The sequence below is a fragment of the Pseudomonas sp. ATCC 43928 genome (genome assembly GCF_005938665.2).
Classification (GTDB): Bacteria; Pseudomonadota; Gammaproteobacteria; order Pseudomonadales; family Pseudomonadaceae; genus Aquipseudomonas.
In genome coordinates this window covers 4,283,066-4,308,946 of sequence record NZ_CP041753.1, presented here as the reverse complement: position 1 = coordinate 4,308,946, position 25,881 = coordinate 4,283,066, and the positions used below count along the sequence as shown (strand labels likewise).

Below are 25,881 nucleotides of genomic sequence, written 5' to 3'. Positions count from 1 at the left end.
ACGGGCCAATGTCGCTCAGCAAACCCAGGTGGCACGACCGGGTTGATCCAGGTGCCGGGCAAGGTAGCCGGCAAACTCGGTGCGGGGAATCGCTCGGGCGCCCAGGCTATGCAGATGATCGGTAGGCATCTGGCAATCGATCAGCACAAAACCTGAGTCTTTCAGATGTCGCACCAGCGTGGCAAAGCCATATTTGGAGGCGTTGTCGGCGCGGCTGAACATCGACTCACCGAAAAACAGCTGTCCCATGGCCAGGCCGTAGAGCCCGCCGACCAGCACGCCATCGTCCCAGACCTCCACCGAATGGGCGTAGCCGCGCCTGTGCAGTTCGACGTAGGCGTCCTGCATCGCTTGGGTGATCCAGGTGCCATCGGCGTACTCGCGCGGCGCGGCGCAGGCGCTGATGACCGCGGCAAAATCCCGATCGAAGGTCACTTGATAGCGTTGTTGGCGCAGCAGTTTATTCAGGCTGCGAGAGACATGCAGTTCGTCGGGAAACAGCACCGTGCGCGGATCCGGTGACCACCAGAGAATCGGTTGGCCTTCCGAGAACCACGGAAAGCAGCCATGGCGATACGCCTGAATCAGGCGGTCGGCGGACAGATCGCCGCCTGCGGCCAGCAGTCCGTTGGGGTCGCGCATGGCTTTTTCCAGCGGCGGAAAAGTCAGGGTATTGCGTTGTAACCAAGTCAGCATGGCATCCGGGCTTGCAGAAGGGGAGGGCGGTGGCGGGCCGATAAACCCGCCAGATAGAAGGTTAACCGTCAAACGCCGGGAATGTCATCGAGATACTTCTCGGCGTCCAGCGCAGCCATGCAACCGGCTCCGGCAGAGGTCACTGCCTGGCGGTAAACGTGGTCGGCCACGTCGCCGGCGGCGAATACACCCTGGATGGCGGTGGCGGTGGCGTCGCCTTCGCTGCCGCCCTTGACCAGCAGGTAGCCGTTGCGCATCTGCAGCTGGCCCTGGAACAGGTCGGTGTTGGGTTTGTGGCCGATGGCGATGAACACGCCGGCCAGCGACAGTTCAGCGGTTTCGCCGGTATGGCTGTGACGCAGGCGGGCGCCGGTCACGCCGCTGGCGTCACCGAGTATTTCGTCCAGGTTCTGGTTCCAGTGCAGGCGGATATTGCCGTTGGCGGCTTTTTCGAAGAGCTTGTCCTGCAGGATCTTCTCCGAACGCAGTTTGTCGCGACGGTGAATCAGATGAACCTCCTTGGCGATGTTCGACAGGTACAGGGCTTCTTCCACCGCGGTGTTGCCGCCGCCGACAACTGCGACCACCTGGTTGCGATAGAAGAAACCATCGCAGGTGGCGCAGGCCGAAACCCCTTTGCCGGCAAAGGCTTCTTCCGATGGCAGCCCCAGGTATTGGGCCGAAGCGCCGGTGGCGATAATCAGCGCATCGCAGGTGTAGGTGCCGCTGTCGCCGATGAGCTCGAACGGGCGCTGTTGCAACTTGGCGGTATGGATGTGGTCGTAAACGATCTCGGTGTCGAAGCGTTCGGCGTGTTTCTGCATGCGTTCCATCAGCACCGGGCCAGTCAGGCCTTCGACGTCGCCGGGCCAGTTGTCGACTTCGACGGTAGTGGTCAGCTGGCCACCGGCCTGTATGCCGGTAATGACAACGGGTTTGAGGTTGGCGCGAGCGGCATAAACGGCTGCGCTGTAACCGGCGGGGCCGGAACCCAGAATGATCAGGCGGGAATGCTTCGCTTCACTCATAAAAACACCTCATAAGCCTTTGTCACAAAAGAGAATGCATGCTCAAATTGGACTGCGCGTATTGTGCTGTTGGCTATGCTGGAGCCAAGGGTCTCAAGCATGGCATTGGGCGAACAAACCCGTACAATGCCCGCTTGTAACAGTGTTTGTATCAAAAAAGCGCTGCGTGCCGTATTTCGAAAAGCCGGGGCACAGTGTTAAAAGTAGTCCCGGTTGGGACTGTTAACTTTTTTACCTGCCTGGATTGGGCAGTTTTTATAGTCATTCAACAGATGGACGCGCCAAGGGCGCAGGAAAAGAAGCGTTTTGAAGAAATCCACCGCAGCACCTAAAACAGTCGTTCCGCTCTGGCGCCAGCAATTGCACTACCGGCTCAAGGAAGGTGCATTGATCGCCATCGGCGCCTTGTGCCTGTTCCTGATGATGGCCTTGTTGACCTATGGCAAGGACGATCCGGGCTGGAGCCATAACAGCAAGATCGACGATGTACAGAACTTCGGCGGGCCTGCCGGTTCTTACAGCGCCGACATCCTGTTCATGGTCCTGGGTTACTTCGCCTACATTTTCCCGCTATTGCTGGCGATCAAGGCCTATCAGATCTTCCGTCAGCGCCACGAGCCATGGCAGTGGAGCGGCTGGCTGTTTTCCTGGCGCCTGATCGGCCTGGTGTTTCTGGTGCTGTCGGGCGCGGCGCTGGCCCATATCCATTTCCATGCGGCGACCGGTCTGCCGGCCGGCGCCGGCGGCGCTTTGGGTGAAAGCCTCGGTGACCTGGCGAAGAATGCGCTGAACATTCAGGGCAGCACGCTGTTGTTCATTGCGCTGTTCCTGTTCGGCCTGACGGTATTCACCGATCTGTCGTGGTTCAAGGTGATGGACGTCACCGGCAAGATCACCCTCGATTTGTTCGAATTGTTTCAGGGCGCGGCCAATCGCTGGTGGGCAGCCCGTACCGAACGCAAGCAACTGGTCGCCCAGCTGCGTGAGGTCGACGATCGCGTGCATGACGTGGTTGCGCCGACGGTCACCGATAAACGTGAGCAGGCCAAGGTCAAGGAACGCCTGATCGAGCGCGAGCAGGCCCTGAGCAAGCACATGTCCGAGCGTGAAAAGCAGGTGCCGCCGGTGATTGCTCCCGCACCGCCGAAGCCGGCCGCTCCGAGCAAGCGCGTGGAAAAAGAGAAACAGGCGCCGTTGTTCGTCGACAGCGCCGTGGAAGGCACCTTGCCGCCGATTTCGATTCTCGACCCGGCGGAAAAGAAACAACTCAATTATTCGCCTGAATCCCTGGCGGCCGTCGGCCACTTGCTGGAAATCAAGCTCAAGGAATTCGGCGTCGAAGTCTCGGTGGATTCGATTCACCCGGGCCCGGTCATTACCCGTTACGAAATCCAGCCTGCCGCCGGGGTGAAAGTCAGCCGTATCGCCAACCTGGCGAAAGACCTGGCCCGTTCCCTGGCCGTGACCAGCGTGCGCGTGGTGGAAGTGATTCCGGGCAAGACCACGGTCGGTATCGAGATCCCTAACGAAGACCGGCAGATCGTGCGGTTCTCCGAAGTCTTGTCGACCCCCGAGTACGATAACTTCAAGTCCCCGGTCACCCTGGCCCTGGGTCATGACATCGGCGGCAAACCGGTCATCACTGACCTGGCGAAAATGCCCCACTTGCTGGTGGCCGGTACGACCGGTTCCGGTAAGTCGGTGGGTGTGAACGCGATGATCCTGTCGATTCTGTTCAAGTCGGGCCCTGAAGACGCCAAGCTGATCATGATCGACCCGAAAATGCTTGAGCTGTCGATCTACGAAGGCATCCCGCACCTGCTGTGCCCAGTGGTCACCGACATGAAGGACGCCGCCAACGCCTTGCGCTGGAGCGTCGCCGAAATGGAACGGCGCTACAAACTGATGGCGAAGATGGGCGTGCGTAACCTGTCGGGCTTCAACGCCAAGGTCAAGGAAGCCCAGGACGCCGGCGAGCCGTTGAGCGATCCGCTGTACAAGCGCGAAAGCATCCACGATGAGGCACCGCTGCTGCAGAAGCTGCCGACCATCGTCGTGGTGGTCGACGAATTCGCCGACATGATGATGATCGTCGGCAAGAAGGTTGAAGAGCTGATCGCGCGTATCGCGCAGAAGGCGCGTGCGGCGGGTATCCACTTGATCCTCGCGACCCAGCGTCCGTCGGTGGATGTGATCACCGGTCTGATCAAGGCGAACATCCCGACCCGTATGGCGTTCCAGGTATCGAGCAAGATCGATTCGCGGACCATCATCGACCAGGGCGGCGCCGAACAACTGCTGGGCCACGGTGATATGTTGTACATGCCGCCGGGCACCAGCCTGCCGATTCGTGTTCACGGCGCATTCGTGTCCGATGACGAGGTGCACCGGGTGGTTGAAGCCTGGAAGTTGCGCGGCGCGCCGGAATACAACGATGACATCCTCGCCGGTGTCGAAGAGGCTGGTAGCGGCTTTGAAAACGGCGGCGGTGGCGGTGAAGATGATGCCGAAACCGACGCGCTCTACGACGAAGCGGTGCAGTTCGTCCTGGAAAGCCGTCGCGCATCCATCTCCGCGGTTCAGCGCAAGCTGAAAATCGGCTACAACCGCGCGGCGCGCATGATCGAAGCCATGGAAATGGCCGGGGTCGTAACGTCCATGAACACCAACGGTTCGCGTGAAGTCCTGGCCCCTGGCCCGGTGCGCGACTGATCCGGTATTGAAAGGGGCGGCGTCTTGAGACGCCGCCCGCACTCCCACGAATGTTTATGAGGACTCCCATGCGTCTTATCCGCATGCTGTTGCTGCCGGTACTGGCTCTGACCACGCTCTCGGCCCACGCCGACGACAAGGACGTGGCGCGTCTGACTCAACTGCTGGAAAAATCCCAGACCCTGACCGCGCGCTTCTCCCAGCTGACCCTCGACGGCAGCGGCACCCAGTTACAAGAAACTGCGGGTGAAATGTCCTTGCAGCGCCCGGGCCTGTTCTACTGGCACACCAACGCGCCGGCCGAGCAAACCATGGTATCGGACGGTAAGAAAGTGACCCTGTGGGACCCGGATCTGGAACAGGCCACCATCAAGACTCTCGATCAGCGTCTGACCCAGACCCCGGCGTTGCTGCTGTCCGGTGACGTGTCCAAGATCAGCCAGAGCTTCGACATCAGCGCCAAGGAAGCCGGCGGCGTGATCGACTTCACCCTGAAGCCGAAAACCAAGGACACCCTGTTCGACAGCCTGCGCCTATCGTTCCGCAATGGTCTGGTCAATGATATGCAGATGATCGACAGCGTCGGCCAGCGCACCAATATCCTGTTCACCGGTGTGAAGGCCAACGAGCCGATCCCGGCCTCCAAGTTCAAGTTCGACATCCCCAAGGGTGCCGATGTGATCCAGGAGTAAACCTGTAGAAGCGGGCTTGTGTGGCGAGGGGGCTGCTCTTGTCACAGGGTGTTCGCCAAACTTGAGAATTGACTCGAGGTTTTAAAAGTACGTGATGGACCTGTTTCGCAGTGCCCCGATTGCTCAGCCCTTGGCCGCCCGTTTGCGTGCGGCCAATCTGGACGAGTACGTCGGTCAGGAACACGTGCTCGCTCGCGGCAAACCTTTGCGCGAAGCCCTGGAGCAGGGTGCCCTGCACTCGATGATTTTCTGGGGGCCACCGGGCGTGGGTAAAACCACCCTGGCGCGGCTGCTGGCGGAAGTCTCGGATGCGCACTTCGAAACGGTTTCGGCGGTGCTGGCCGGGGTCAAAGAGATTCGTCAGGCGGTGGAAGTCGCCAAGCAGCAGGCCGGGCAGTACGGTAAACGCACCATCCTGTTCGTCGACGAAGTGCATCGCTTCAACAAGTCCCAGCAGGATGCGTTCCTGCCGTACGTTGAAGACGGCACGCTGATTTTCATCGGCGCGACCACGGAAAACCCCTCGTTCGAACTCAACAACGCGCTGCTGTCCCGGGCGCGTGTCTATGTGCTCAAAAGCCTCGACGAAGCCGCCCTGCGCAAGCTGGTGCATCGCGCGCTGACCGAAGAACGCGGGCTGGGCAAGCGGCAACTGACCCTCAGCGACGAGGGCTTCCAGATGCTGCTGTCCGCCGCCGATGGCGATGGCCGGCGTCTGCTCAACCTGTTGGAAAATGCCTCGGACCTGGCCGAAGACCACAGCGAAATCGGCGTCGACCTGCTGCAAAGCCTGCTCGGTGATACCCGTCGACGTTTCGACAAGGGCGGCGAAGCCTTCTACGACCAGATATCCGCACTGCATAAATCGGTGCGCGGTTCCAACCCCGATGCTGCGCTGTACTGGTTCGCGCGAATGATCGACGGCGGCTGCGACCCGCTGTACCTGGCCCGGCGCGTGGTGCGCATGGCCAGCGAAGACATCGGCAACGCCGACCCTCGCGCCTTGAGCCTGTGCCTGGCGGCGTGGGAAGTGCAGGAGCGCCTCGGCAGCCCCGAAGGCGAATTGGCGGTGGCCCAGGCCATTACCTATCTGGCTTGCGCGCCGAAAAGCAACGCGGTGTACATGGGCTTCAAGGCCGCGATGCGCAGCGCTACCGAACACGGTTCGCTGGAGGTGCCGCTGCACCTGCGCAATGCGCCGACCAAGTTGATGAAGCAATTGGGCTATGGCGATGAATATCGTTACGCCCACGATGAACCGGATGCCTACGCCGCTGGCGAAGATTACTTCCCGGACGAGTTGGAGCCACAACGGTTCTATCAACCCGTGCCCCGCGGCCTGGAGCTGAAGATCGGCGAAAAGCTCAACCACCTCGCGCAGCTTGACCGTCTAAGCCCCCGACAGCGGAGAAAATAGTGATTCCCTTGATTGTTGCGGTTTCTGTCGGTGGTGTCGCCGGCACGCTGTTGCGCTTCGCCACCGGTAACTGGATCAACGCGAATTGGCCGCGGCACTTCTATACCGCGACGCTGGCCGTTAATATCGTGGGCTGTTTGCTGATCGGCGTTCTATACGGCCTGTTTTTGATTCGCCCGGAGGTATCGTTTGCGGTACGCGCCGGGTTGATCGTTGGCTTCCTCGGGGGGCTGACGACTTTTTCATCCTTTTCACTGGATACGGTGCGCCTGCTGGAAACCGGGCAAGTGCCGCTGGCCTTGGGCTATGCGGCCATCAGCGTATTCGGCGGGCTGCTCGCCACCTGGGCTGGCCTGTCCTTGACCAAACTTTGATAACGAGAAACCGACATGCTCGATTCCAAACTGTTACGTAGCAACCTTCAGGACGTAGCGGACCGCCTGGCATCCCGTGGCTTTGCCCTGGATGTTGCGCGCATCGAAGCGCTGGAAGAACAGCGCAAGACCGTCCAGACCCGCACCGAAGCTCTGCAGGCTGAACGTAACGCGCGCTCCAAATCCATCGGCCAGGCCAAGCAGCGCGGCGAAGACATCGCGCCGCTGATGGCGGATGTCGAGCGCATGGCGGGCGAGTTGAGCGCCGGTAAAGTCGAGCTGGACGCGATCCAGACCGAGCTGGATTCGATCCTGCTGGGCATTCCGAACCTGCCGCACGAATCGGTGCCGGTCGGCGATGATGAAGAAGGTAACGTTGAAGTGCGCCGTTGGGGCACGCCGAAGGCGTTCGACTTCCCGGTTCAGGACCACGTGGCCCTGGGTGAGAAGTTCGGCTGGCTGGATTTCGAAACCGCCGCCAAACTGTCCGGCGCCCGTTTCGCCCTGCTGCGCGGCCCGATTGCTCGCCTGCACCGTGCACTGGCGCAGTTCATGATCAACCTGCACATCAACGAACACGGTTACGAAGAGGCTTACACGCCTTATCTGGTACAAGCGCCGGCCCTGCAGGGCACCGGTCAGTTGCCGAAATTCGAAGAAGACCTGTTCAAGATCAGCCGCGACGGCGAAGCCGATCTGTACCTGATTCCGACCGCTGAGGTGTCGCTGACCAACATCGTGGCTGGCGAAATCGTCGATTCGAAATTGCTGCCGATCAAGTTCGTGGCACACACGCCGTGCTTCCGCAGCGAGGCTGGCGCGTCGGGTCGCGACACTCGCGGGATGATCCGTCAGCACCAGTTCGACAAGGTCGAGATGGTCCAGATCGTTGAGCCGTCGACCTCGATGCAAGCGCTGGAAAACCTGACCGCCAACGCCGAGAAAGTCCTGCAACTGCTGGAGCTGCCATACCGCACCCTGGCGCTGTGCACCGGCGACATGGGCTTCAGCGCGGTCAAGACCTACGACCTGGAAGTGTGGATTCCGAGCCAGGACAAGTATCGCGAGATTTCTTCGTGTTCCAACTGTGGCGACTTCCAGGCCCGCCGCATGCAAGCGCGTTTCCGCAACCCGGAAACCGGCAAGCCTGAGCTGGTGCACACCCTGAACGGTTCCGGCCTGGCGGTCGGTCGTACCCTGGTGGCGGTACTCGAGAACTATCAGCAGGCCGACGGTTCGATCCGTGTGCCTGAAGTGCTCAAGCCGTACATGGGTGGCCTTGAGGTCATCGGCTAAATGGACTATCTGCCGCTGTTCCATAACCTTCGCGGCAGTCGTGTGTTGGTCGTCGGCGGGGGGGAGATTGCCTTGCGCAAATCCCGCCTGCTGGCCGAAGCCGGTGCGCTGCTGCGGGTGGTCGCACCTGAAATCGAACCGCAGTTGCGTGAGCTGGTAGCCGGCAGCGGTGGCGAGTGCCTGGTGCGTGGCTACGTCGAGGCGGATCTGGATGGTTGCGGGCTGATCATCGCCGCCACCGACGATGAACCGCTGAACGCGCAAGTCTCCGCCGATGCACATCGGCGTTGCGTGCCGGTCAACGTGGTGGACGCGCCGGCCCTGTGCAGCGTGATCTTCCCGGCGATCGTCGACCGTTCGCCGCTGATCATTGCCGTGTCCAGTGGCGGTGATGCACCGGTGCTGGCGCGGTTGATTCGCGCCAAGCTGGAAACCTGGATTCCTTCCACTTACGGTCAACTGGCCGGTCTGGCGGCGCGTTTCCGCAACCAGGTCAAAGGCCTGTTTCCGGATGTGCAGCAGCGTCGGGCGTTCTGGGAGGATGTGTTCCAGGGACCGATTGCCGACCGACAACTGGCCGGGCAGGGCGCCGAGGCCGAGCGCTTGATGCTGGCCAAAATCAATGGCGAAGCCCCTGTGGCCACTGGCGAGGTTTATCTGGTGGGCGCCGGGCCGGGTGATCCCGACCTGTTGACCTTCCGCGCCTTGCGCCTGATGCAGCAAGCCGACGTGGTGCTGTATGACCGTCTGGTGGCGCCGGCGATTCTGGATTTGTGCCGTCGCGATGCCGAGCGGGTCTACGTCGGCAAGCGCCGCGCCGATCACGCCGTGCCTCAGGAACAGATCAACCAGCATTTGGTGGATCTGGCCAAGGCCGGCAAGCGCGTGGTGCGCTTGAAGGGTGGCGATCCGTTCATTTTCGGGCGTGGCGGCGAAGAGATCGAAGAACTGGCGGCCCATGGCATCCCGTTCCAGGTCGTGCCGGGCATTACCGCTGCCAGCGGTTGCGCGGCGTATGCCGGGATTCCGCTGACTCACCGCGATTACGCGCAGTCAGTGCGGTTTGTCACCGGGCACCTCAAGGACGGTTCCACCGATTTGCCGTGGGCCGACCTGGTCGCGCCGGCGCAAACCCTGGTGTTTTACATGGGGTTGGTGGGCTTGCCGATCATCTGCGAGCAGTTGATCAAGCACGGTCGCGCGGCCGATACCCCGGCAGCGTTGATCCAGCAGGGCACCACGGTCAATCAGCGGGTATTTACCGGCACCCTGGCCGACCTGCCACGGCTGGTGGCGGAGCATGAAGTGCATGCTCCGACACTGGTGATCGTTGGGGAAGTGGTGCAACTGCGCGAGAAACTGGCGTGGTTCGAAGGGGCTCAGGCGCAGGTCTGACCTGTGGCGAGGGGGCTTGCCCCCGTTGTGATCGTTCCCACGTAGAGCGTGGGAACGATCAACCTCAGGCCTTGCGCCAAACCTCTTTCCCACTCAATCGCCCCCGATCATGCGCCCCGGTGAAATCCTGCGCCGGTCCTTTCGGCACTATCCCGGTCGGATTGATGGTCTTGTGGCTGCCGTAGTAGTGGTTCTTGATGTGGGTGAAATCCACCGTCTCGGCAATCCCGGGCCACTGATAAATCTCCCGTAGCCAGTTCGACAGGTTCGGATAATCGGCAATCCGCCGCAGATTGCATTTGAAGTGGCCGTGATACACCGCATCAAAACGAATCAGCGTGGTGAACAGGCGAATATCCGCTTCGGTCAGGTATTCACCGGTCAGGTAACGGTTCGCGCCCAGCAGTTGCTCCAGCCGATCCAGCTCGGCAAACAACTCATCGAACGCTTCTTCGTAAGCCTGCTGCGAGGTGGCAAACCCGGCGCGATAGACGCCGTTGTTCACTGCTGGATAAATCCGCTCGTTCAGGGCGTCGATTTCGCTGCGCAGCGGTGCCGGGTAGAAATCCAGGTCATTGCCGGTCAAGTCATCGAACGCACTGTTGAACATGCGGATGATCTCCGCCGATTCATTGCTGACGATGCGGTTGGTCTGTTTATCCCACAACACCGGCACGGTGACGCGGCCGGTGTAGTCGGCGGTATCGGCGGTGTAGCGCTGGTGCATGAAATTGAAATGATCGAGCTTGTCGCCGGTCGATCCGAGGTTTTTATCGAAGGTCCAGCCGTTTTCCAGCATCAACCAGCTGACCACCGACACGTCGATCAGGCTTTCAAGGCCTTTGAGTTTGCGCAGGATCAGCGTGCGGTGGGCCCACGGGCAGGCGAGGGACACATAGAGATGATAGCGACCGGCCTCGGCGGCAAAACCACCGACGCCGCTCGGGCCTGGCTTGCCATCGGCAGTCAGCCAGTTGCGACGCTGCGCCTGTTCACGCTGGAACGCGCCATCCTTGCTGCTTTGGTACCACTGATCCTGCCAGCGACCTTCGACTAACAAACCCATGTGCCTGACTCCTCAACCTATAAGCGTTGGAGAGGAGTCTATGCGCATAGGTTCGAACAAAAAGCGCAAAGGTTGGGCTGTTATGATCGATTAAATCGATCGGTCCCGGGCGTCCCAATATTGCTGGGCGGTTTCGAAGGCTTGTTTGCGGGGCTGGCCGAGGCCGCGCAAGGCCAGGGCCATGGTCGAGATCAGCGCCATTTGCGGGTAGCTGTCGACCACGTCGCCACGCCATACGGCTTTCAAGTGCTCCGGGTCCAGGCTCGCCGGTTTGACGTGGCGCTGGCTCGACAGCTGCGGCCATTCTTCATCCCAGCTTTCGCCGCCGGTGGTGCCATACAGGTGACTGTCGGCGTCCGGGTTGATCTCAATCTCGCCGCCATCGCCCTTGACGACGATTGCCGTGTCCCCGAGCAGACCGCTGGCATCGCGATGCACCGCCTGGTAGCCGGGGTGGAAAATGCTTTGCAGGCCACAACGGGCGCCAAGCGGGTTGAGAATCCGCGCCAGGGAATGGATCGGCGAGCGCAGGCCCAGGGTGTTGCGCAGGTCGATCATTCGCTGAAGCTGGGGAGCCCAGTCCACCAATGGCATGAACGCCAGACCGCCCTGATCGAGGGCCGCACCGACCTGCTGCCAGTTGCGGCATAACGGTATGTTCAGCGTCTCGAGCAGTTGTTCACTGTAGAGCCGCCCCGCCGTGTGCGCGCCACCGCCGTGCATGAAGATGCGCACGCCGTTCTGCGCCAGGCACTTGGCCGCCAGCAGATACCACGGCAAATGCCGCTTCTTGCCTGCGTACGTCGGCCAGTCCAGATCGACCGCCAGTGCCGGTGGATTCAGGCGTTCACGCAAGGCTTCGGTGAACCCGGCCATTTCCTCGGCGCTCTCTTCCTTGTGCCGCAACAGCATCAGGAACGCGCCGAGCTGGGTGTCCTCGACCTTGTCGTCGAGCACCATGCCCATGGCTTGGCGGGCTTCTTCGCGGGTCAGATCGCGGGCGCCGCGTTTGCCTTTGCCAAGAATCCGCACGAACTGGGCGAACGGGTGCTCGGCGGGCGTTTCGAGGGTCAGCGCTGGATAGTCGGTCATAAGCAATTCGTCGGTTTGGGCAGGCCCGCCAGTTTCGCGGCGAGTTTGGCAGGGGTGCCTTTGAACAGTCGGTTCAGGTGCAGGCTGTTGCCCTTGTCGGGGCCGAGCTTCAATGCGGTGTACTTGATCAGCGGGCGGGTCGCCGGGGACAACTGGAATTCGTCGTAGAAACTGCGCAGCAGTTCGAGGATTTCCCAATGTTCCGGGCTCAACTCGATGTCTTCAGCGGCGGCGAGGGCGGTGGCCACCTCGGTAGACCAGTCGCTCAGTTCCACCAGGAAACCGTCCTTGTCCAGTTCAATGGCGCGGGCGCCAACGGTCAGGGATTTCATAGCCAACTGTTGACCTTGTCATAGTGAATCGACAGTTCGACGAAGGCGGGGTAGTCAATGGCACTGGCCCAGTCCGGAACTTGCAGAGCACGGGCCTGCGCGTCTTCGGCCAGTACGAACAGTTTCAGGTTGCGAGCATGCAAAGAGCTGAATGGCGCGGTGCCTGGCTGCAGGGCATAGGTCGCATCGCCACTCAGCAGCAGCGCATCGTTGGGGCCGATCACGCGCAGGCAACTGCTCAGGCGCTCGTCGCCGAAAGGGGAATGAGACAACACATGCAAAGTCGACATCAGAGGGTGATCACCTGGTCGTAACGGTCAATAAGGGCGGTGATGTCCTGGGCGCTCAGTACCCGGGCTTCTTCAAGCGACAGACCTTTGGGGGCCAGGCCTCGGGCCGCTACGCTGTCAGCGCACACGAACAGATCTTCGACGCCAAACATCGGCAAGGCTTGCAGGTTGGCGCTCAGGTCTTTCTGCTGCAATGCCTTGGCGTCCTGTTTCGCAGCGAGCTGGAACACGCCGTCATCAAGAAACAGCAGCCCGATCGGCAGATCGAAGGCGCCGCCGGCCAATACAATGTCTAGCGCTTCGCGCGCATTCGGCCCGGACCACGGCGCCTGACGGCTGATAATCAGCAAGGATTTAGCCATCTCACGCGCCTCCGAAACAGATCAGGCGGTCAGCGTCCTGCACCGCGTCATGCAACTGGCCAAGGCCGGACAATTCCCACGGCGCGCCCACGGCGACCGCTTCACGCTGATAGCGCTGGGCTTCTTCCTCGTTCAGCACGCCACGACGCAGGGCGGCGGCGATGCAGACCACGCCATCGAGTTGATGCTCGCTGACAAAGGTGCGCCATTGCTTGGGCAAGTCCTGCTCATCCTGAGGCGTGACCACACTGCCGGACGCGTTGTAGACGCCATCCTGATAGAAAAACAGCCGGACAATCTCATGCCCGCCGGCCAGCGCGGCCTGGGCGAACAGCAAGGCACGGCGCGAGGAGGGCGCATGGGCGGCGGAAAACAGCGCAATGGCGAATTTCATGACGGACTCGATCAGCAAAACTGCGGCCATGATAAAGCTTTATCGGCAGAGCGGCGAAGGGCGTTTACTCGCAGACCGAGTCGCTGCCATCGCGAGGATTATTTGGTCAGCCCGTACAACTCGCAATACTCAAGCCAGTTCATGCCGGCCATCTCTGCAACTTCCTTGTGCACTTCCATGCGTTGGGCCTGATATTCCTCGGGCGTGGCGGTGGTCAGTTGCAGTGTCAGCTCCCAGGCAAACAAACCCAGGCGCTCGGCCTCGGCTTCGAACGCTTCATGCAAGCGTTCGTCGCGGTACTGCGCCATCGTCTCGCCTTTGGCCTGGGCGAGCAGGGGATTGAGATTGTCGAGCTCAAGACGCAGCTCAGGGCGTTCATCGAGAAATTTCCTCAGCGCCTGTTCGTGTTGCTGTTCGGTTGCCGCCATGGTCACTCCTTGAGGGGATTACGAAGACTGCTTTTTGCTCGCCTTGGCAGCCGCAGCCAGACACTCAAGGGCAAACTGCTCGGTGTAGGTCATCTGGATCGGCGTGGTTTCGCCTTTGACGGTTCTTTCGCCGTCGAGAATGTAACGAATCCGCTTGTCGGTGACGCCAATTCGCTTGGCGATCCAGGCCGGCGTCTGGCCGATCTGGCTGATCAGTTTGTCGGCGTAGTCGGTGGAGGGTTTGTAGAACTCGGCATTGGGTGTCATGGCTTTCCTGAAAAATGGGCGATGCGAGGCTATCGGCGCGACAGGGTGCGCGAATCGTTGCGCGGTGTCGCGGTATAAATGAAGTAAAGCAGAACGATACGCCGCGCCGCGGTGGTACAGTCCGCTTTTTCCTGATGAGCGAACGCAATGCGAATTCTGATGGTGGCGCTGGCCGCAACCTTGCTGGCGGGCTGCGCCGGATCGGCGATGAACGACGCCCGCACCAAAACCCCGTACAAAACCCTGACCTCGGACAAACCGGAAAAAGTCGTCGCCCAGTGCGTGCAGTTTGCCTGGCAGGACGAGGCGGTGTTCGGCGTCGATGCCGGTGCGTATTTGCAGCCGGGCAAGAAGGGCGGCTCGACGGTCTACACCCGTTCGGCCGAATCTTTCGTGGACGTGACCAGCGATGCTTCAGGCACGGCCTTGAGCTACTACGCCCAGCATGATGATTTTGTTGCCAAGCGTCGTTTGGCGGCGTTGGCGACCTGCCTGTAAGAGGTTTATGAGGCAGTCCCCCTGTGGGAGCGAGCAGGCTCGCTCCCACAACGTTTGCGTTTTAATCAATCAAACGCTTCTGGAAAAAGAAACGCTTATGGCCTGGCGGATAATCGGCAATCTGCCCCAGTTCGCTGAAGCCGTGTTTTTTGTAGAACTCCGGCGCCTGGAAGTCGAAGGTGTCCAGCCAGATCCCGATGCACTCTTTCTCCCGCGCCAGGTCTTCGGCCATCTGCATCAGCTTCGAGCCCAGCCCTTGGCCCCGTGCCTGGTCCGGCACCGACAACAACTCAATGAAAAACCATTGGTAAAACACCCGGCCATAAAGCCCGCCGAGAATCTCGTCGTTGTCATCGCGCACCAGCAAGGCAATCTGCTCTGACACCGTGGGCCCGGCCTTTGAGGCGTTGTAGGCGCGCAGCGGTGTGAGGATTGCTTCGCGCTCTTCCTGAGTGGCGTTTGTCGACAGTTCAATTCGCAGGGTCATGGGCTACATCCATATGGCAAAGAGGGAGCCTATCGCGATCGCAGTTTGTTTGGAACTCCCGGGTGCGCCGGGAGGTCTAGCCTCAATAATGTCATTCGCAATGCACCCATGAGGACCGCCCGTGGATATCTTTGAAGCCTTGCGCGAAAGCCATGATCGCCAGCGTAGCTATGCCGTCGCCCTGATCAAGACCCACGGCGACACCCCAGAACGGCTAGAGGCTTACAAACAGCTCAAAGCCGAACTGCACGCCCACGCAACGGCCGAAGAACGCCATTTCTACATCCCGTTGATGGCATTCGACAATGGCATGGACCTGAGTCGCCACGCCATTTCCGAACACCATGAAATGGACGAAATGATGGAGGAACTGGACGAGACTGAGATGTCCAGCGCCGCTTGGCTGATCACTGCCAAAAAGCTCTCGGAAAAGGTCCATCACCACCTGAAAGAGGAAGAGCAGAAGTTCTTTCAAATGGCCGGCAAACTGCTCGACAACAAGCAAAAGGAATCACTCGCCGGGCAGTACCAGAAAGAATATAAGGCGCAGTTGCCCTGACCTGAAGCACGCAATCATTTGTTGCTTTGGCGTGTAGGCCAATTGGATTTCAAGTAACACCGACCCTCTGAATCCGTTCTGAAGGATTGGACAGTTAGAAAAAAAGAAGCCCGGCAACCATGCCGGGCTTTTCTGTTTTCGCCTAACATGGACGTCTTCTGACGAAAATAGGGATGGATTGTCATGTCGAACACAGCCGAGCGGGTCAACATCATCGAGTCTCAGGTGTTGTCCCACAACTGGTATCTGCTGAAGAAAATCACGTTCGATTACCTGCGCAACAACGGCGACTGGCAGCGCCAGAGCCGCGAGGTCTACGACCGTGGCAACGGCGCGGCGATTCTGCTGTTCAACCGCGAGAAGAAAACCGTCGTGCTGACTCGCCAGTTCCGGTTGCCGGTGTTCGTCAACGGCCATGATGGTTTGTTGATTGAAGTGGCGGCGGGGCTGCTGGAAGGCGCTGCGCCTGAAGAGCGCATTCGCGCTGAAGCTGAGGAAGAAACCGGCTATCGCGTCCACCATGTGCAGAAGGTGTTCGAGTCCTACATGAGCCCCGGTTCGGTCACGGAGAAACTGCATTTCTTTATTGCCGAGTACGACGCCTCTTCGAAAGTCAGCGAGGGCGGTGGGCTGGAAGACGAAACCGAAGAACTGGAAGTGCTGGAGTGGAAATTCGACGACGCCCTTGAGGCGTTTTATCGCGGGGAGATCTGCGATGCCAAGACCATCATGCTGCTGCAGTATGCGGCGATGAAGGACATTTTCGGACCGGTCTGAGTCGGCGGGGTGTGCCTGGATCGAGAGAGCGTTCAGGCACAATGGTCGAGCGTTTCGGCACAGTAATCAGCCTTTGCTCTCTCTAGACTCGTGCTTCACGCCAAGACACCGATGAGGTCACGATGAACATCCGAATTATCCTATCCGCTTTGTCCATGGGGGTCGTCCTCACTGGGCACGCAGCCGACTTCTCGCTGACAAGCCAGGATATTGCTGAAAATCGCCCGCTGACCAGTCGCGAGGTATTCCAGGGTTTCGGTTGTGAAGGGGGTAATACGTCTCCGCAACTGTCCTGGTCCAACGCCCCGGCGGAGACTAAAAGTTACGCGATCACGGTCTATGACCCTGATGCGCCGACCGGCAGCGGCTGGTGGCATTGGACAGTGGTCAACTTACCGGCTTCAACCAAAAGTTTGCCAAGCGGGGTCGGTTCGAACCTGCCTGCCGGTGCCGTACAAGGACGAACCGATTATGGCCAACCGGGATTTGGCGGAGCGTGCCCTCCTGTGGGGGATAAGCCCCATCGCTATCAATTCACCGTATGGGCGTTGAAAGTCGACAAGTTGCCACTCGACAGCCAGGCCAGCGGAGCCTTGGTGGGCTATATGCTCAATGCCAACGCCTTGGCCAAAGCGACCATCACTTCAACTTACGGACGTTAAGAACGATGCGCCCTTGTGACGGCATCCAGCACCGGGAAAACATTATCGATGCGTGTGTCATCCGGGCGCGGCAGCCTCATACCTTGCAACGGGTGCCGATATTCGCGACTGCCTTGTGTCGAGTGCGACAGGGGGAAAAACTGTTGCAATGGGATGACCGGGAGATGCGCGCTGGGCCGCAACATCTGATTCTGTTGCCGGCCGGGCGTGAGCTTGGTATCTCGAACTTCCCCGGTCTTCACGGTCACTACATCGCCGATGTCGTGACCTTTCCCGGTTCGACACTGCGCAACTTCAGCAGCCGATATGGCCGGCAGATCATGAATGGTCACCGTGCCCCGAAGACAGATCTGTGTGTTCCTCTGGACAGGCACACGACGCAGGCATGGGATCAATTACTGGCCGCCATCAATGCCAACGCGCCGGATGCATTACGCACCCACTATGGGGAAGCGGTTCTGCTCAGCCTGGGCCTCAATGGCCAGGCCGGACCGCTGCTGATGGATCGCAATGATCCACTGTGCGAGCGTGTGCAGCAGTTGCTGATGGGCAGCCCTGAGAGCGACTGGACGGTTGCGAGCGTCGCTCAACACCTGAATCTCGGTGAGTCGACTTTGCGTCGCCAACTGGCCAATGAGGGGAGCAGCTTCAGGAATATTCTGGAAAGCGTTCGACTGGCGACCGCGTTGCAATGGTTGCAAACCACTTCCCGGCCCATCGGTGAAATTGCCGGTGCCAGCGGCTACGCCTCGGCCTCACGTTTTGCCGTGCGCTTTCGCTCACATTACGGTCTGTCGCCACGGGAATTGCGCGCGGCGATTTAGGTATTCCTGTACTTGATTTGATTCGAGTGAAAACGGCCTGTCGGCCGTTTTTTTGTACCCGGCGAAAACCTTAACCGCCGGTCCCTGTGGCGAGGGAGCAAGCTCCCTCGCCACAAAGTCACGGCATTTCCGGCAATTCCTGCGGCCGCAAATCAAACACCAGTACCTCGGCATCCACGCCATTGCTCAAGGTCAGTACCTGTTCTTTGCGAACCCGTACGCCGTCGCCTTCCTGTAACGGCAGGCCGTTCAGCTCGACACTGCCCCGCGCCACATGCACATAGGCGTAGCGATCGGCAGCCAGTTCCAGCGTGGCGCTTTCCTTGCCGTCGATCAGGCCGGCATACACCCGCGCATCCTGCCGGACTTTCAACGAGCCCTTGGCCCCATCCGGGGAGATGATCAACTGCAAGCGGCCGCGTTTTTTCTGGGTGCTGAAATGCTCTTGCTGATAACGCGGTTTGGCGCCGCTGACGTCAGGCACGATCCAGATTTGCAGGAAGTGCACCGGGCGTGTCGATGAGTGGTTGTATTCACTGTGCGCCACGCCACTGCCGGCACTCATCAGTTGCACGTCACCAGGGCGGATCACCGAACCGGTGCCTAAAGTGTCCTTGTGTTCCAGCGCGCCTTCGAGCACGTAGGAGAAAATCTCCATGTCGCGATGAGGGTGCTGTCCAAAGCCTTTGCCTGCGGCTACGCGGTCGTCGTTGATCACCAACAGGTCGGAAAAGCCCTGTTCCCGTGGGTTGCGGTAGTTGGCAAAGGAAAAGGTATGGAACGACTTCAACCAACCGTGATTGGCCGCACCGCGATCCGAAGCTTTGCGAAGGGTCAGCATGATGAAATCTCCTGTCAGGACGTGAATTCGTCCGAGTGAGGAGAAGGTTAATGTTTACCTGAAAGTGCAGTAAGTAGATGAAAATTGAAATACTGTCTCGCACAGGTTGACAGTTGTGTGAACGGGTTCATGTATGCTTGTTGTTACATGTGGCCATAATGTCGGGCGCCAGACCCGTGGGCGGCGCAATGGTATTGAACAGTTCTCTATTAGTGACCTTGAACCCATGAAAACCGTGGCAATGGTGTTGTTCCCAGACTTTCTCCTGCTCGACATGGCCGGCCCCATGGAAGTGTTTTCCATCGCCAATCGTTATCTGCAACCGGCGGACCGATACGAGCTGTTGACCATCGGCACCGTGCAGGGCGCATTGCGGGCCTCCAACGGCGTCAGTGTCCAGGCTGATCTGCACATTGATCAGGCGAACGGGCGCTACGATGTGTTGCTGGTGCCGGGTGGGCCGGGGGCCTACAACGAAAAGTATCCGCCGCTGCTCGACTGGCTTCGGGGAGCCATCAGCCGTGCTGACCGATACGGGTCGATCTGCACCGGCGCGTTCGTGCTCGGGCATGCCGGATTGCTGGACGGCTTTCGCGTGACCACTCACTGGCATTACACCGAACGACTGATCAAAGGCTTCCCCAAGGCTGTCGTCGAGACCGATCAGATTTTCGTGCAGGACCGCAACCTCATCACTTCCGGCGGTGTCACCGCCGGTATCGACCTGGCGCTGGCGGTGGTTGCCCAGGACCACGGCAAGAAAGTCGCCCAGGACGTCGCCAAAGTGCTGCTGGTAGTGATGAAACGCCAGGGCGGGCAGGCGCAGTTCAGTCCATTGATGGCCGCGGTGGGCCCCCAGGAAACGCCGGTCACCCGGGTGCAGAACCATGTGCTCGAACACCTCGACGAAGCGTTCGGTATCGAGCGTATGGCCAGTCTGGTGAACATGAGTGCGCGGCACTTCGCCAGGGTTTTCACCCGGGAAGTGAATATGACGCCGATGGAGTTTCTGCAAAGCGCGCGCATCGATCACGCCAGGAATCTGTTGGAAACCAGCGAGCTGCCGCTCAAGACCGTGGCCTATAAAAGTGGCTTCGGCAGCGTGCGGCACATGCGTTTTCTATTCAGTGAAAAGCTCGGCCTGACCCCCACCCAGTACCGCGAGCAGTTCAGTTAACGCGCTGTTGTCCGTCGTGCGCACCGCGATGACCGTGACGCTCCTCCCATGGCCGTTGTACCGTCACCCATGCCTGCCAAGATACCCGTGAACTCTTTTTTGGGAGGTGCGGAGCCTGGATGGGCGGGATCGATGGAGCTTGCAGTTCCTTGAGCCGAGCCAGGTTTTCAGCATATGAACGTGCATGAACAACCTCAGAGAGATAAACAGTGACACGGTGCTGCGGTTCGGGCCCTACGCATTCCACTTGCATCAGCGGTTGATCCTGGACGGTGATCGGCCGCTGCGCATGGGCGGGCGAGCCCTGGACATTTTGCAGGTGCTGGTTGAGCACGCTGGTGCGGTGGTCAGCAAAGAGGCGCTGATTGCCCACGTATGGCCGACCTCGGTGGTCGAGGAAATCAACTTGCGCGTCCACATTGCCGCCCTGCGTCGAGCGCTCGGCGATGGGCCGAACGGGCAGCCTTATATCGTTAATATTCCCCAGCGCGGTTATAGCTTCATCGCCCCGGTGCAGCACGATCGGGCGGGCACGCCGGTGCTGGTCGAAACCGTGCACAAGCCTCAACACAACTTGCCTGCGCGGCTCACACCGGTGACCGGTCGCGACTCGATCGTCGGCAGCGTGGTCCGGCAGTTGCCGGTTCGACGCTTCATGACCCTGATCGGCCCTGCGGGCATCGGCAAGACCACCGTGGCGTTGCGCGTGGCCGAGTTGCTGTTGCAGCACTATCGGGATGGTGTCTGGATGGTTGACCTGTCGGCCATCGATGACCCATCGCAGCTTGTCGATCATCTGTCGCGCACCCTGGAACTAGACGTTGGCGCAAACGCGTTGGCGCAACGGCATGCCTTGGTGGTGCTCGACAACTGCGAACACCTGCTCGAACGTTGCAGGACAGTGGTGGACGATCTGTTGGCCTCGGCACCTCGACTGTCGATCCTCGCCACCAGTCGCTCACCGCTGCGAGCAGCGGGGGAAACGCTGCTGCGGTTACCGCCCCTGACGGTGCCGCCAGCCTCGGTGATTTATAGCGTGGACGAGGCCATGGGGTATTCAGCGGTGCAGCTGTTGGTCAGCCGCGCCCGAGCCCGTCAGCAAGGGTTTGCCTTGCGCCAACAGGATCTGAAGGCTGTGCGTGAAATCTGTCGTCGGCTGGATGGCTTGCCCCTGGCCATTGAGCTGGCGGCGGCGCAGATCGATGCATTGGCGCTGGTGGGGTTGCAAGCGCAACTGGGCAACTGTTTTCAGCTGTTGAGCCAAGGTCGACGCACCGCCGTGCCACGGCATCAGAATCTCAAAGCCGCACTGGACTGGAGCTATGAACGGCTGAGCCCGTTGGAACAGATCGTGTTGCAGCGGCTGGCGGTGTTCAAGATGGCGTTCACCCTGGACGCAGCGATTGGCGTGGTCAGTGGCGCGATGTTGCTGCCCGCAAGCCTGGTTAACGTGGTGGAGAGTCTGGCGAATAAATCGCTGCTGTCGGTGGAGCAGGGCAGCGGCGTGACGCGCTACCGTTTCCTCAATACCACGCGCACCTACGCCCTGGAGAAACTCGAAAACAGCGGTTACTTGCGTGCCTTCGAACTGCGTTATGAGCGCTACATCAGCCGGGCCCACGGGACATCAGTCGGGCAGGTCGCGCTGCAACTCGTCGAGTAACCGCCGGACTTTGATCAGGTCTGGTGTGGCGAAGCCTTCGGTGAAGCGCTGGTAAATCGGCGCCAGCAGCTCATGGGCTTGCCGGAAGTGGCCCTGACGCTGCCACAACTGGGCCAGCGATGTCGCACTGCGCAGTTCCCAGGCCAGCGCTCCCTGGTTTTTTGCCACGGCTAAAGCCTTGAGCAGCACCGCCTCGGCCGCGTCAGCACTGCTCGGGCAATCCTGCGCCAGTAACGCGTCGGCCCGAGCCCGCAGAATTTCTGCCGTGCTCCAGCCCGCCGCGCCGTTTTCGGCCCGCTCCAGCAACGCATCATCGATGAAACGGCTGCCCAGAGTGACCATGATTTCCTTGACCAACCCGGTGTCCGTTCGCGGGGATGAGGGCGCATCAGTTCCGTCGATCACCTGCGCGTAATGTTTGGCCCAGGTGTAGAACAGCAACACCGAGTGTTTCTTCGCCTGCTCAAGCAGCAAGGCCAGGAGCTCGCGGGCGACCGGCGTGTTGCCGTTGTAGTGGGCGATCAGGCAACCGGACAGCGCCAGGGTGTAGCAGATGGACGTGCCATGATTGATTTGCATCGCGATGTCGAGCGCCTGTCGTGCGGTATGCCAGGCTTTTTCCGGGAGCCCTTGCAGCCAGAGAATGCGCGCCAGAATCGTCAGGGCCGCCACGCTCTGGTCGTATTGCACGCCAAAGCCATGGGTGAAGCGGTTGAGCTGGCCGCTCTGGGCCAGACGTTGAATGACCTGTTCGGCATTCTCCCGCGCCAGTGCCTGATCCCCGGCAAAATGCAGGGCCAGGACCCGCAAGCGTTGGGTGCTGAGGGCCGTCATCGCGTCGTCGTGCGGCCTCAACCGCTCGAATTGTCGGCTCTGCTCCAGGGCCAGTTGGTAGTTGCCGCAACTGAGATCAACCGCCAGGTGCCCGGAAATCGCTTTGAGCTGACCGGCCATATCGTTGCAGTGTTCGGCCAGGTGTTTGGCGCTGACGAAGGCTTCGACGGCTTCGGTGCTATTGCCCTGGGTGTGGTAGCAGGAACTGCCGAGGGCAAGCTTGAGGTTCATGGTCAAACGCGGACAGGGCTGGTGCGTCGTTTCGAGCAACGCCAGGGCTTTGCGCACGTACGCGCCGTATTCCTTGAGCAGCGACAGCTCTTGCCAGAGCGGTGCCGAGGTCGCGGCGAGACGGATGGCCAAGGCCTGCGGCCCTTGAGCGTTCAAGCCCCAATCCAGGACTGCACGAATGTCGTCCAGGCTGCGGGCGTAACGCTCGGTCCAGCGCTCGCTCTGGGTGTGTTCCCATTCACTTTGCGCCTGCTGCATCAAGGCCAGGCAGCATTCGGCGTGGCGCTCTCGGGTGTCCGCCAGCTCTTGGGCCTGGTCGAGTTTTTCCAGCGCATAGCCACGTGTGGTGTCGAGCAGACGGTAGAACACTTCTTCATCGCCGACTTCCACGTTCAGCAATGACTTGGCCACCAATTGGGTAATCGAGGCAAACACCACATCGGGCTCGACGTACTGGCCGACAATCACGGCAGCCGCCGATTCCAGGGTAAAAGCGCCCCGGAATATCCCCAGTCGACGCAGGCACGTCTGCTCGCAGGCATTGAGCAGTTCGAAGCTCCAGTCCAGCGTGGCGCGCAGGGTCTGATGGCGGCCCATGGTGGTCGGGCAGCCTTGGGCGAGCAGGCGAAAGCTGTCTTGCAGTTGCGACAGCAAGCCGCTCAAACCCAGGTTGCCGACCTGCGCCGCTGCCAGTTCGATCGCCAACGGGATGCCGTCCAGACGTCGGCAGATTTCAATCGCCAGCGGCAGGTCGGCTTCGCTCAGTTCGAAGCTGTCGTGGCTGGCCATCGCCCGCTCGACAAAAAATTGCAGCGCCGAAAACGTCAGGGCCTGAGCGCGGTCGAGCACGGCGATGGGCGGCGGGCAGTCCAGTGATTCCAGGCGCTGCACGTATTCGCCTTCGGCCCGCAGGCTTTCGCGACTGGTAGCCAGAATGTGCACTTGGGGCGCCGCGCGCAGGATGCTTTCGCTGAGCAACGCAATGGCATCGATCAGGTGTTCGCAGTTGTCGATGACCAGCAGCATCTGCCGTTCGCGCAAGCATGTGGCGAGCCCGTTCATGGGGTCGGCGTCATGCAACGGCAAGCCCAGCGCTGTCGCCAGGTGCGCGCCGATCATCAAAGGGCAGTTGATCGGTGCCAGGTCCACCAGGCGAATGCCGTCTCGATAGCGACCGATCAGTTGCTCGGCGACGCGCAGCGCCACGGTCGTCTTGCCGATCCCACCGGGGCCCACGAGGGTGATGAAACGTTGCTGTGAGAGTTGCGCCAGCAGTCTGTCGACCAGGGCCTGACGGCCGATCATGCGAGTCCGGCGCACCGGCAGGTTATGGCCGCCCGGTTCATTGGCGTCGTTTTGGGGATGTTGTTCGATGGACTCCAGGGAAAACGGCGCGACAAAACTGTAGCCGCGCTGGGCGACGGTGACGATGTAACGCTGGCCGGCCTGACCGTCACCGAGGGCTTTGCGCAGTGCCGCCATGTGCACGCGCAGGTTGGTGTCTTCCACTACGCTTTTGGGCCAGACCCGCGCGATCAGTTGCTGCTTGCTCACCACCTGGCCTGCGTGCTCCAGCAACATCAACAGAATGTCCATGGCTTGCCTGCCCAAGCGCAGGGGCTGGTCGGCCTCCATTACCAGGCGTTGGCCAGGGTAGATCCGGTAGGGGCCGAAATGGATGGCCTGTTCGGGGGTAAGGGTCAACGGGTCACTCCTGCTTGCATCCGTCTATCGCGCGGTATCCAGGCATATTCCTAAGGTTTTTTCGGTAGCGCAACGTGGCGTCATACATCCCGGCAGCAGGTGCAACGGCTGCGGCCTTGCCGTCGGTGCCCGGCGGCCCCGTATTTATTGGACTCAGCGCTGGTGAACGGCACGCCGTGGCCATGGGTGTACGGCAGAAAATTAACAACGTTTAACTCGTACCGATCCGGTCTACGCTCAAAAATCCATTTCTTCAAGTAGCCGAAGGTATCGGCCTTTTTGCAACAGAAAGTGCAACAAAAAGCGTGCCGCAAAAAGGACGAACACTTCTGGAGGAGCCGGAATGAGCAACGTGGTGGTGGTCTATCACAGTGGTTACGGGCACACCCGGGTCATGGCCGAAGCCGTGGGCCTGGGGGTGGAACGACACTTGGGCAGCACCTGTCGGCTGATTCCGGTGGAGGAAGTGGACGATCACTGGGAGCGCTTGCACCGTGCCGATGCAATCATCTTCGGCGCCCCCACCTACATGGGCAGCGCCTCGGCAGCCTTCAAGGGTTTCATGGAGGCCACCGCCTCGTTCTACCTGGCCCAGCCCTGGCGCGACAAGCTCGCTGCCGGGTTTACCAACTCCGGATGCCTGTGTGGCGACAAGCTCAATACCTTGCTGCAGATGGCGGTGTTCGCCGCCCAGCACTCGATGATCTGGGTCGGCCTCGACCTGCTGCCGGCGCGCAGCAGCCTCGGCCTGTTCGACGGGCAGTTGAACCGGCTCGGCAGTTCGCTGGGGGCGATGGCCCAATCGAACGTCGAGCAATCCCCCGAATTTGCTCCGCCCCTGGAAGACCGCCGCACCGCCGCACATTTGGGCGAGCGGGTGGCGCGCCTGGCCGAACGCCTGGCTCAAACCTCTTGTTAATCGTCGTAAACCCATGCATCAGGAGAGTCGTAATGAGCACCTTTATTACCCGAGACGGCACCGAGATTTACTACAAGGACTGGGGCACCGGTCAGCCGATCGTCTTCAGCCACGGTTGGCCGTTGAACGCCGACAGTTGGGAGTCGCAGATGATCTTCCTGGCCTCCAAAGGCTACCGGGTCATCGCCCATGACCGCCGTGGTCACGGCCGTTCGAGCCAGCCATGGTTCGGCAATGACATGGACACCTACGCCGATGACCTGGCGCAGTTGATCGAGCATCTGGATCTGCAAAACGCTGTGTTGTTCGGTTTCTCCACTGGCGGTGGCGAAGTGGCGCGCTACATCGGTCGCTACGGTACTGGACGCGTGGCCAAGGCCGGGCTGATTTCATCGGTGCCGCCGCAGATGCTCAAGACCGAGGCCAACCCGGGCGGCCTGCCGATGGAAGTGTTCGACGGTATTCGTCAGGCGTCTTTGGTCGACCGTTCGCAGTTGTACAAGGATCTGGCCAGCGGTCCGTTCTTCGGTTTCAACCGGCCGGGTGCCAAACCTTCGCAAGGCATGATCGACTGGTTCTGGCTGCAGGGCATGGCTTCCGGCCACAAGAATGCGTACGACTGCATCAAGGCGTTCTCTGAAACCGACTTCACCGAAGACCTGAAGAAGTTCGACGTGCCGACCCTCGTGGTGCATGGCGACGACGATCAGGTGGTGCCGATTGAAGCCTCGGGCATCGCCTCGGCAAAACTGGTCAAGGGCTCCACATTGAAAGTCTATCCGGGAGCTCCACACGGCCTGACCGATACCCACAAGGATCAACTCAACGAAGATCTGCTGGCGTTCATCAAGGGCTGATCAAAAT

At 60.4% G+C, this 25,881-nt stretch carries 28 protein-coding genes; 15 read left to right on the top strand and 13 right to left on the bottom strand.

The window, feature by feature from the left end; translation table 11 throughout:
- Positions 1-15: 15 nt before the first annotated feature.
- Together aat and trxB are read right to left on the bottom strand one after the other, a co-directional pair.
- On the bottom strand, positions 16-696 hold the full coding sequence (aat, locus tag FFH90_RS19710) for a leucyl/phenylalanyl-tRNA--protein transferase (RefSeq protein ID WP_018925526.1): 681 nt from the start codon (positions 694-696) through the stop codon (positions 16-18).
- A gap of 68 nt (positions 697-764) precedes the next feature.
- Positions 765-1,724 (bottom strand): thioredoxin-disulfide reductase, encoded by a 960-nt coding sequence (gene trxB, locus FFH90_RS19705; protein WP_018925527.1) that lies wholly within the window; start codon positions 1,722-1,724, stop codon positions 765-767.
- Between the two features lie 306 nt (positions 1,725-2,030).
- Between trxB and FFH90_RS19700 the strand changes: the two genes are divergently transcribed.
- From FFH90_RS19700 to cysG, 6 genes are all read left to right on the top strand, one after another.
- Entirely contained in the window at positions 2,031-4,436 is a 2,406-nt protein-coding gene (locus FFH90_RS19700) for a DNA translocase FtsK (protein ID WP_019580089.1), read from the top strand.
- 68 nt (positions 4,437-4,504) lie between these two features.
- Entirely contained in the window at positions 4,505-5,128 is a 624-nt protein-coding gene (lolA, locus tag FFH90_RS19695; RefSeq protein ID WP_018925528.1) for an outer membrane lipoprotein chaperone LolA, read from the top strand.
- 94 nt (positions 5,129-5,222) lie between these two features.
- Entirely contained in the window at positions 5,223-6,545 is a 1,323-nt protein-coding gene (locus FFH90_RS19690) for a replication-associated recombination protein A (RefSeq protein WP_138867898.1), read from the top strand.
- Entirely contained in the window at positions 6,545-6,919 is a 375-nt protein-coding gene (gene crcB / locus FFH90_RS19685; protein ID WP_007941127.1) for a fluoride efflux transporter CrcB, read from the top strand. Before FFH90_RS19690 ends, crcB begins: the two co-directional genes overlap by 1 nt.
- A gap of 15 nt (positions 6,920-6,934) precedes the next feature.
- Entirely contained in the window at positions 6,935-8,215 is a 1,281-nt protein-coding gene (gene serS / locus FFH90_RS19680) for a serine--tRNA ligase (protein WP_018925530.1), read from the top strand.
- Entirely contained in the window at positions 8,216-9,610 is a 1,395-nt protein-coding gene (cysG, locus tag FFH90_RS19675) for a siroheme synthase CysG (protein WP_019580092.1), read from the top strand. It begins immediately after the preceding gene.
- A 64-nt stretch (positions 9,611-9,674) separates the two neighbouring features.
- On the opposite strand, the gene FFH90_RS19670 is transcribed toward cysG, so the two are convergent.
- The 8 genes from FFH90_RS19670 to FFH90_RS19635 all read right to left on the bottom strand — a co-directional run bounded on the left by FFH90_RS19670 (position 9,675) and on the right by FFH90_RS19635 (position 13,841).
- Positions 9,675-10,676: a glutathione S-transferase family protein gene (locus FFH90_RS19670; RefSeq protein ID WP_111454056.1), complete on the bottom strand. Its 1,002-nt coding sequence runs from the start codon at positions 10,674-10,676 to the stop codon at positions 9,675-9,677.
- A gap of 90 nt (positions 10,677-10,766) precedes the next feature.
- Positions 10,767-11,768 carry a glycosyl transferase family protein gene (locus FFH90_RS19665; RefSeq protein WP_138867897.1) on the bottom strand — a complete coding sequence of 334 codons (1,002 nt, stop codon included), beginning with the start codon at positions 11,766-11,768 and terminating at the stop codon, positions 10,767-10,769.
- Entirely contained in the window at positions 11,765-12,100 is a 336-nt protein-coding gene (locus tag FFH90_RS19660) for a TusE/DsrC/DsvC family sulfur relay protein (protein WP_018925534.1), read from the bottom strand. The genes FFH90_RS19665 and FFH90_RS19660 overlap by 4 nt, the downstream gene beginning before the upstream one ends.
- Entirely contained in the window at positions 12,097-12,390 is a 294-nt protein-coding gene (gene tusB / locus FFH90_RS19655; protein WP_064618777.1) for a sulfurtransferase complex subunit TusB, read from the bottom strand. Before tusB ends, FFH90_RS19660 begins: the two co-directional genes overlap by 4 nt.
- Entirely contained in the window at positions 12,390-12,752 is a 363-nt protein-coding gene (gene tusC / locus FFH90_RS19650) for a sulfurtransferase complex subunit TusC (RefSeq protein WP_138867896.1), read from the bottom strand. Before tusC ends, tusB begins: the two co-directional genes overlap by 1 nt.
- A 1-nt stretch (position 12,753) precedes the next feature.
- On the bottom strand, positions 12,754-13,146 hold the full coding sequence (gene tusD, locus FFH90_RS19645) for a sulfurtransferase complex subunit TusD (protein ID WP_026345734.1): 393 nt from the start codon (positions 13,144-13,146) through the stop codon (positions 12,754-12,756).
- A gap of 98 nt (positions 13,147-13,244) precedes the next feature.
- Positions 13,245-13,574 carry a DUF6388 family protein gene (locus tag FFH90_RS19640; RefSeq protein ID WP_019648485.1) on the bottom strand — a complete coding sequence of 110 codons (330 nt, stop codon included), beginning with the start codon at positions 13,572-13,574 and terminating at the stop codon, positions 13,245-13,247.
- Positions 13,575-13,592: 18 nt separating this feature from the next.
- The gene (locus FFH90_RS19635; protein ID WP_007941139.1) at positions 13,593-13,841 is read right to left on the bottom strand and encodes a hypothetical protein; all 249 of its coding nucleotides are present in this window, start codon (positions 13,839-13,841) and stop codon (positions 13,593-13,595) included.
- 147 nt (positions 13,842-13,988) lie between these two features.
- On the opposite strand from FFH90_RS19635, the gene FFH90_RS19625 reads away from it, so the two are divergent.
- Positions 13,989-14,339 carry a hypothetical protein gene (locus FFH90_RS19625; protein ID WP_007941140.1) on the top strand — a complete coding sequence of 117 codons (351 nt, stop codon included), beginning with the start codon at positions 13,989-13,991 and terminating at the stop codon, positions 14,337-14,339.
- Between the two features lie 61 nt (positions 14,340-14,400).
- On the opposite strand, the gene FFH90_RS19620 is transcribed toward FFH90_RS19625, so the two are convergent.
- Positions 14,401-14,826 carry a GNAT family N-acetyltransferase gene (locus FFH90_RS19620; protein ID WP_064618773.1) on the bottom strand — a complete coding sequence of 142 codons (426 nt, stop codon included), beginning with the start codon at positions 14,824-14,826 and terminating at the stop codon, positions 14,401-14,403.
- Positions 14,827-14,947: 121 nt separating this feature from the next.
- Between FFH90_RS19620 and FFH90_RS19615 the strand changes: the two genes are divergently transcribed.
- The 4 genes from FFH90_RS19615 to FFH90_RS19600 all read left to right on the top strand — a co-directional run bounded on the left by FFH90_RS19615 (position 14,948) and on the right by FFH90_RS19600 (position 17,648).
- Positions 14,948-15,385: a hemerythrin domain-containing protein gene (locus tag FFH90_RS19615; protein ID WP_018925540.1), complete on the top strand. Its 438-nt coding sequence runs from the start codon at positions 14,948-14,950 to the stop codon at positions 15,383-15,385.
- A gap of 183 nt (positions 15,386-15,568) precedes the next feature.
- Positions 15,569-16,162 carry an NUDIX domain-containing protein gene (locus tag FFH90_RS19610; protein ID WP_018925541.1) on the top strand — a complete coding sequence of 198 codons (594 nt, stop codon included), beginning with the start codon at positions 15,569-15,571 and terminating at the stop codon, positions 16,160-16,162.
- A gap of 122 nt (positions 16,163-16,284) precedes the next feature.
- The gene (locus FFH90_RS19605; RefSeq protein ID WP_026331779.1) at positions 16,285-16,824 is read left to right on the top strand and encodes a kinase inhibitor; all 540 of its coding nucleotides are present in this window, start codon (positions 16,285-16,287) and stop codon (positions 16,822-16,824) included.
- Positions 16,825-16,829: 5 nt separating this feature from the next.
- Positions 16,830-17,648 (top strand): helix-turn-helix transcriptional regulator, encoded by an 819-nt coding sequence (locus FFH90_RS19600; RefSeq protein WP_086944977.1) that lies wholly within the window; start codon positions 16,830-16,832, stop codon positions 17,646-17,648.
- Positions 17,649-17,766: 118 nt separating this feature from the next.
- Here the strand turns inward: FFH90_RS19600 and FFH90_RS19595 are convergent, their stop codons facing one another.
- On the bottom strand, positions 17,767-18,489 hold the full coding sequence (locus FFH90_RS19595; protein ID WP_111454054.1) for a pirin family protein: 723 nt from the start codon (positions 18,487-18,489) through the stop codon (positions 17,767-17,769).
- Positions 18,490-18,715: 226 nt separating this feature from the next.
- Between FFH90_RS19595 and FFH90_RS19590 the strand changes: the two genes are divergently transcribed.
- Both FFH90_RS19590 and FFH90_RS19585 read left to right on the top strand, forming a co-directional pair.
- Positions 18,716-19,666 (top strand): GlxA family transcriptional regulator, encoded by a 951-nt coding sequence (locus FFH90_RS19590; RefSeq protein WP_064618769.1) that lies wholly within the window; start codon positions 18,716-18,718, stop codon positions 19,664-19,666.
- A gap of 184 nt (positions 19,667-19,850) precedes the next feature.
- Positions 19,851-21,329 (top strand): winged helix-turn-helix domain-containing protein, encoded by a 1,479-nt coding sequence (locus FFH90_RS19585; RefSeq protein ID WP_138867895.1) that lies wholly within the window; start codon positions 19,851-19,853, stop codon positions 21,327-21,329.
- Here FFH90_RS19585 and FFH90_RS19580 read toward each other — a convergent pair.
- Positions 21,294-24,098 carry a winged helix-turn-helix domain-containing protein gene (locus FFH90_RS19580; RefSeq protein WP_138867894.1) on the bottom strand — a complete coding sequence of 935 codons (2,805 nt, stop codon included), beginning with the start codon at positions 24,096-24,098 and terminating at the stop codon, positions 21,294-21,296. The two genes, FFH90_RS19585 and FFH90_RS19580, sit on opposite strands and share 36 nt — an antisense overlap.
- Positions 24,099-24,441: 343 nt before the next feature.
- Here FFH90_RS19580 and FFH90_RS19575 point away from each other — a divergent pair, with 343 nt between their 5' ends.
- Both FFH90_RS19575 and FFH90_RS19570 read left to right on the top strand, forming a co-directional pair.
- The gene (locus tag FFH90_RS19575; RefSeq protein ID WP_018925548.1) at positions 24,442-25,017 is read left to right on the top strand and encodes a flavodoxin family protein; all 576 of its coding nucleotides are present in this window, start codon (positions 24,442-24,444) and stop codon (positions 25,015-25,017) included.
- Between the two features lie 32 nt (positions 25,018-25,049).
- On the top strand, positions 25,050-25,874 hold the full coding sequence (locus tag FFH90_RS19570) for an alpha/beta fold hydrolase (protein ID WP_138867893.1): 825 nt from the start codon (positions 25,050-25,052) through the stop codon (positions 25,872-25,874).
- The last annotated feature ends 7 nt before the right edge of the window (positions 25,875-25,881 follow it).

Bases quoted from the DNA above. Each gene is read 5' to 3' on its own strand.
- aat (WP_018925526.1), bottom strand. From the start codon at position 696: ATGCTGACTTGGTTACAACGCAATACCCTGACTTTTCCGCCGCTGGAA.
- trxB (WP_018925527.1), bottom strand. From the start codon at position 1,724: ATGAGTGAAGCGAAGCATTCCCGCCTGATCATTCTGGGTTCCGGCCCC.
- lolA (WP_018925528.1), top strand. From the start codon at position 4,505: ATGCGTCTTATCCGCATGCTGTTGCTGCCGGTACTGGCTCTGACCACG.
- FFH90_RS19690 (WP_138867898.1), top strand. From the start codon at position 5,223: ATGGACCTGTTTCGCAGTGCCCCGATTGCTCAGCCCTTGGCCGCCCGT.
- serS (WP_018925530.1), top strand. From the start codon at position 6,935: ATGCTCGATTCCAAACTGTTACGTAGCAACCTTCAGGACGTAGCGGAC.
- cysG (WP_019580092.1), top strand. From the start codon at position 8,216: ATGGACTATCTGCCGCTGTTCCATAACCTTCGCGGCAGTCGTGTGTTG.
- FFH90_RS19670 (WP_111454056.1), bottom strand. From the start codon at position 10,676: ATGGGTTTGTTAGTCGAAGGTCGCTGGCAGGATCAGTGGTACCAAAGC.
- FFH90_RS19665 (WP_138867897.1), bottom strand. From the start codon at position 11,768: ATGACCGACTATCCAGCGCTGACCCTCGAAACGCCCGCCGAGCACCCG.
- FFH90_RS19660 (WP_018925534.1), bottom strand. From the start codon at position 12,100: ATGAAATCCCTGACCGTTGGCGCCCGCGCCATTGAACTGGACAAGGAC.
- tusB (WP_064618777.1), bottom strand. From the start codon at position 12,390: ATGTCGACTTTGCATGTGTTGTCTCATTCCCCTTTCGGCGACGAGCGC.
- tusC (WP_138867896.1), bottom strand. From the start codon at position 12,752: ATGGCTAAATCCTTGCTGATTATCAGCCGTCAGGCGCCGTGGTCCGGG.
- tusD (WP_026345734.1), bottom strand. From the start codon at position 13,146: ATGAAATTCGCCATTGCGCTGTTTTCCGCCGCCCATGCGCCCTCCTCG.
- FFH90_RS19640 (WP_019648485.1), bottom strand. From the start codon at position 13,574: ATGGCGGCAACCGAACAGCAACACGAACAGGCGCTGAGGAAATTTCTC.
- FFH90_RS19635 (WP_007941139.1), bottom strand. From the start codon at position 13,841: ATGACACCCAATGCCGAGTTCTACAAACCCTCCACCGACTACGCCGAC.
- FFH90_RS19625 (WP_007941140.1), top strand. From the start codon at position 13,989: ATGCGAATTCTGATGGTGGCGCTGGCCGCAACCTTGCTGGCGGGCTGC.
- FFH90_RS19620 (WP_064618773.1), bottom strand. From the start codon at position 14,826: ATGACCCTGCGAATTGAACTGTCGACAAACGCCACTCAGGAAGAGCGC.
- FFH90_RS19610 (WP_018925541.1), top strand. From the start codon at position 15,569: ATGTCGAACACAGCCGAGCGGGTCAACATCATCGAGTCTCAGGTGTTG.
- FFH90_RS19605 (WP_026331779.1), top strand. From the start codon at position 16,285: ATGAACATCCGAATTATCCTATCCGCTTTGTCCATGGGGGTCGTCCTC.
- FFH90_RS19600 (WP_086944977.1), top strand. From the start codon at position 16,830: ATGCGCCCTTGTGACGGCATCCAGCACCGGGAAAACATTATCGATGCG.
- FFH90_RS19595 (WP_111454054.1), bottom strand. From the start codon at position 18,489: ATGCTGACCCTTCGCAAAGCTTCGGATCGCGGTGCGGCCAATCACGGT.
- FFH90_RS19590 (WP_064618769.1), top strand. From the start codon at position 18,716: ATGAAAACCGTGGCAATGGTGTTGTTCCCAGACTTTCTCCTGCTCGAC.
- FFH90_RS19585 (WP_138867895.1), top strand. From the start codon at position 19,851: ATGAACAACCTCAGAGAGATAAACAGTGACACGGTGCTGCGGTTCGGG.
- FFH90_RS19575 (WP_018925548.1), top strand. From the start codon at position 24,442: ATGAGCAACGTGGTGGTGGTCTATCACAGTGGTTACGGGCACACCCGG.
- FFH90_RS19570 (WP_138867893.1), top strand. From the start codon at position 25,050: ATGAGCACCTTTATTACCCGAGACGGCACCGAGATTTACTACAAGGAC.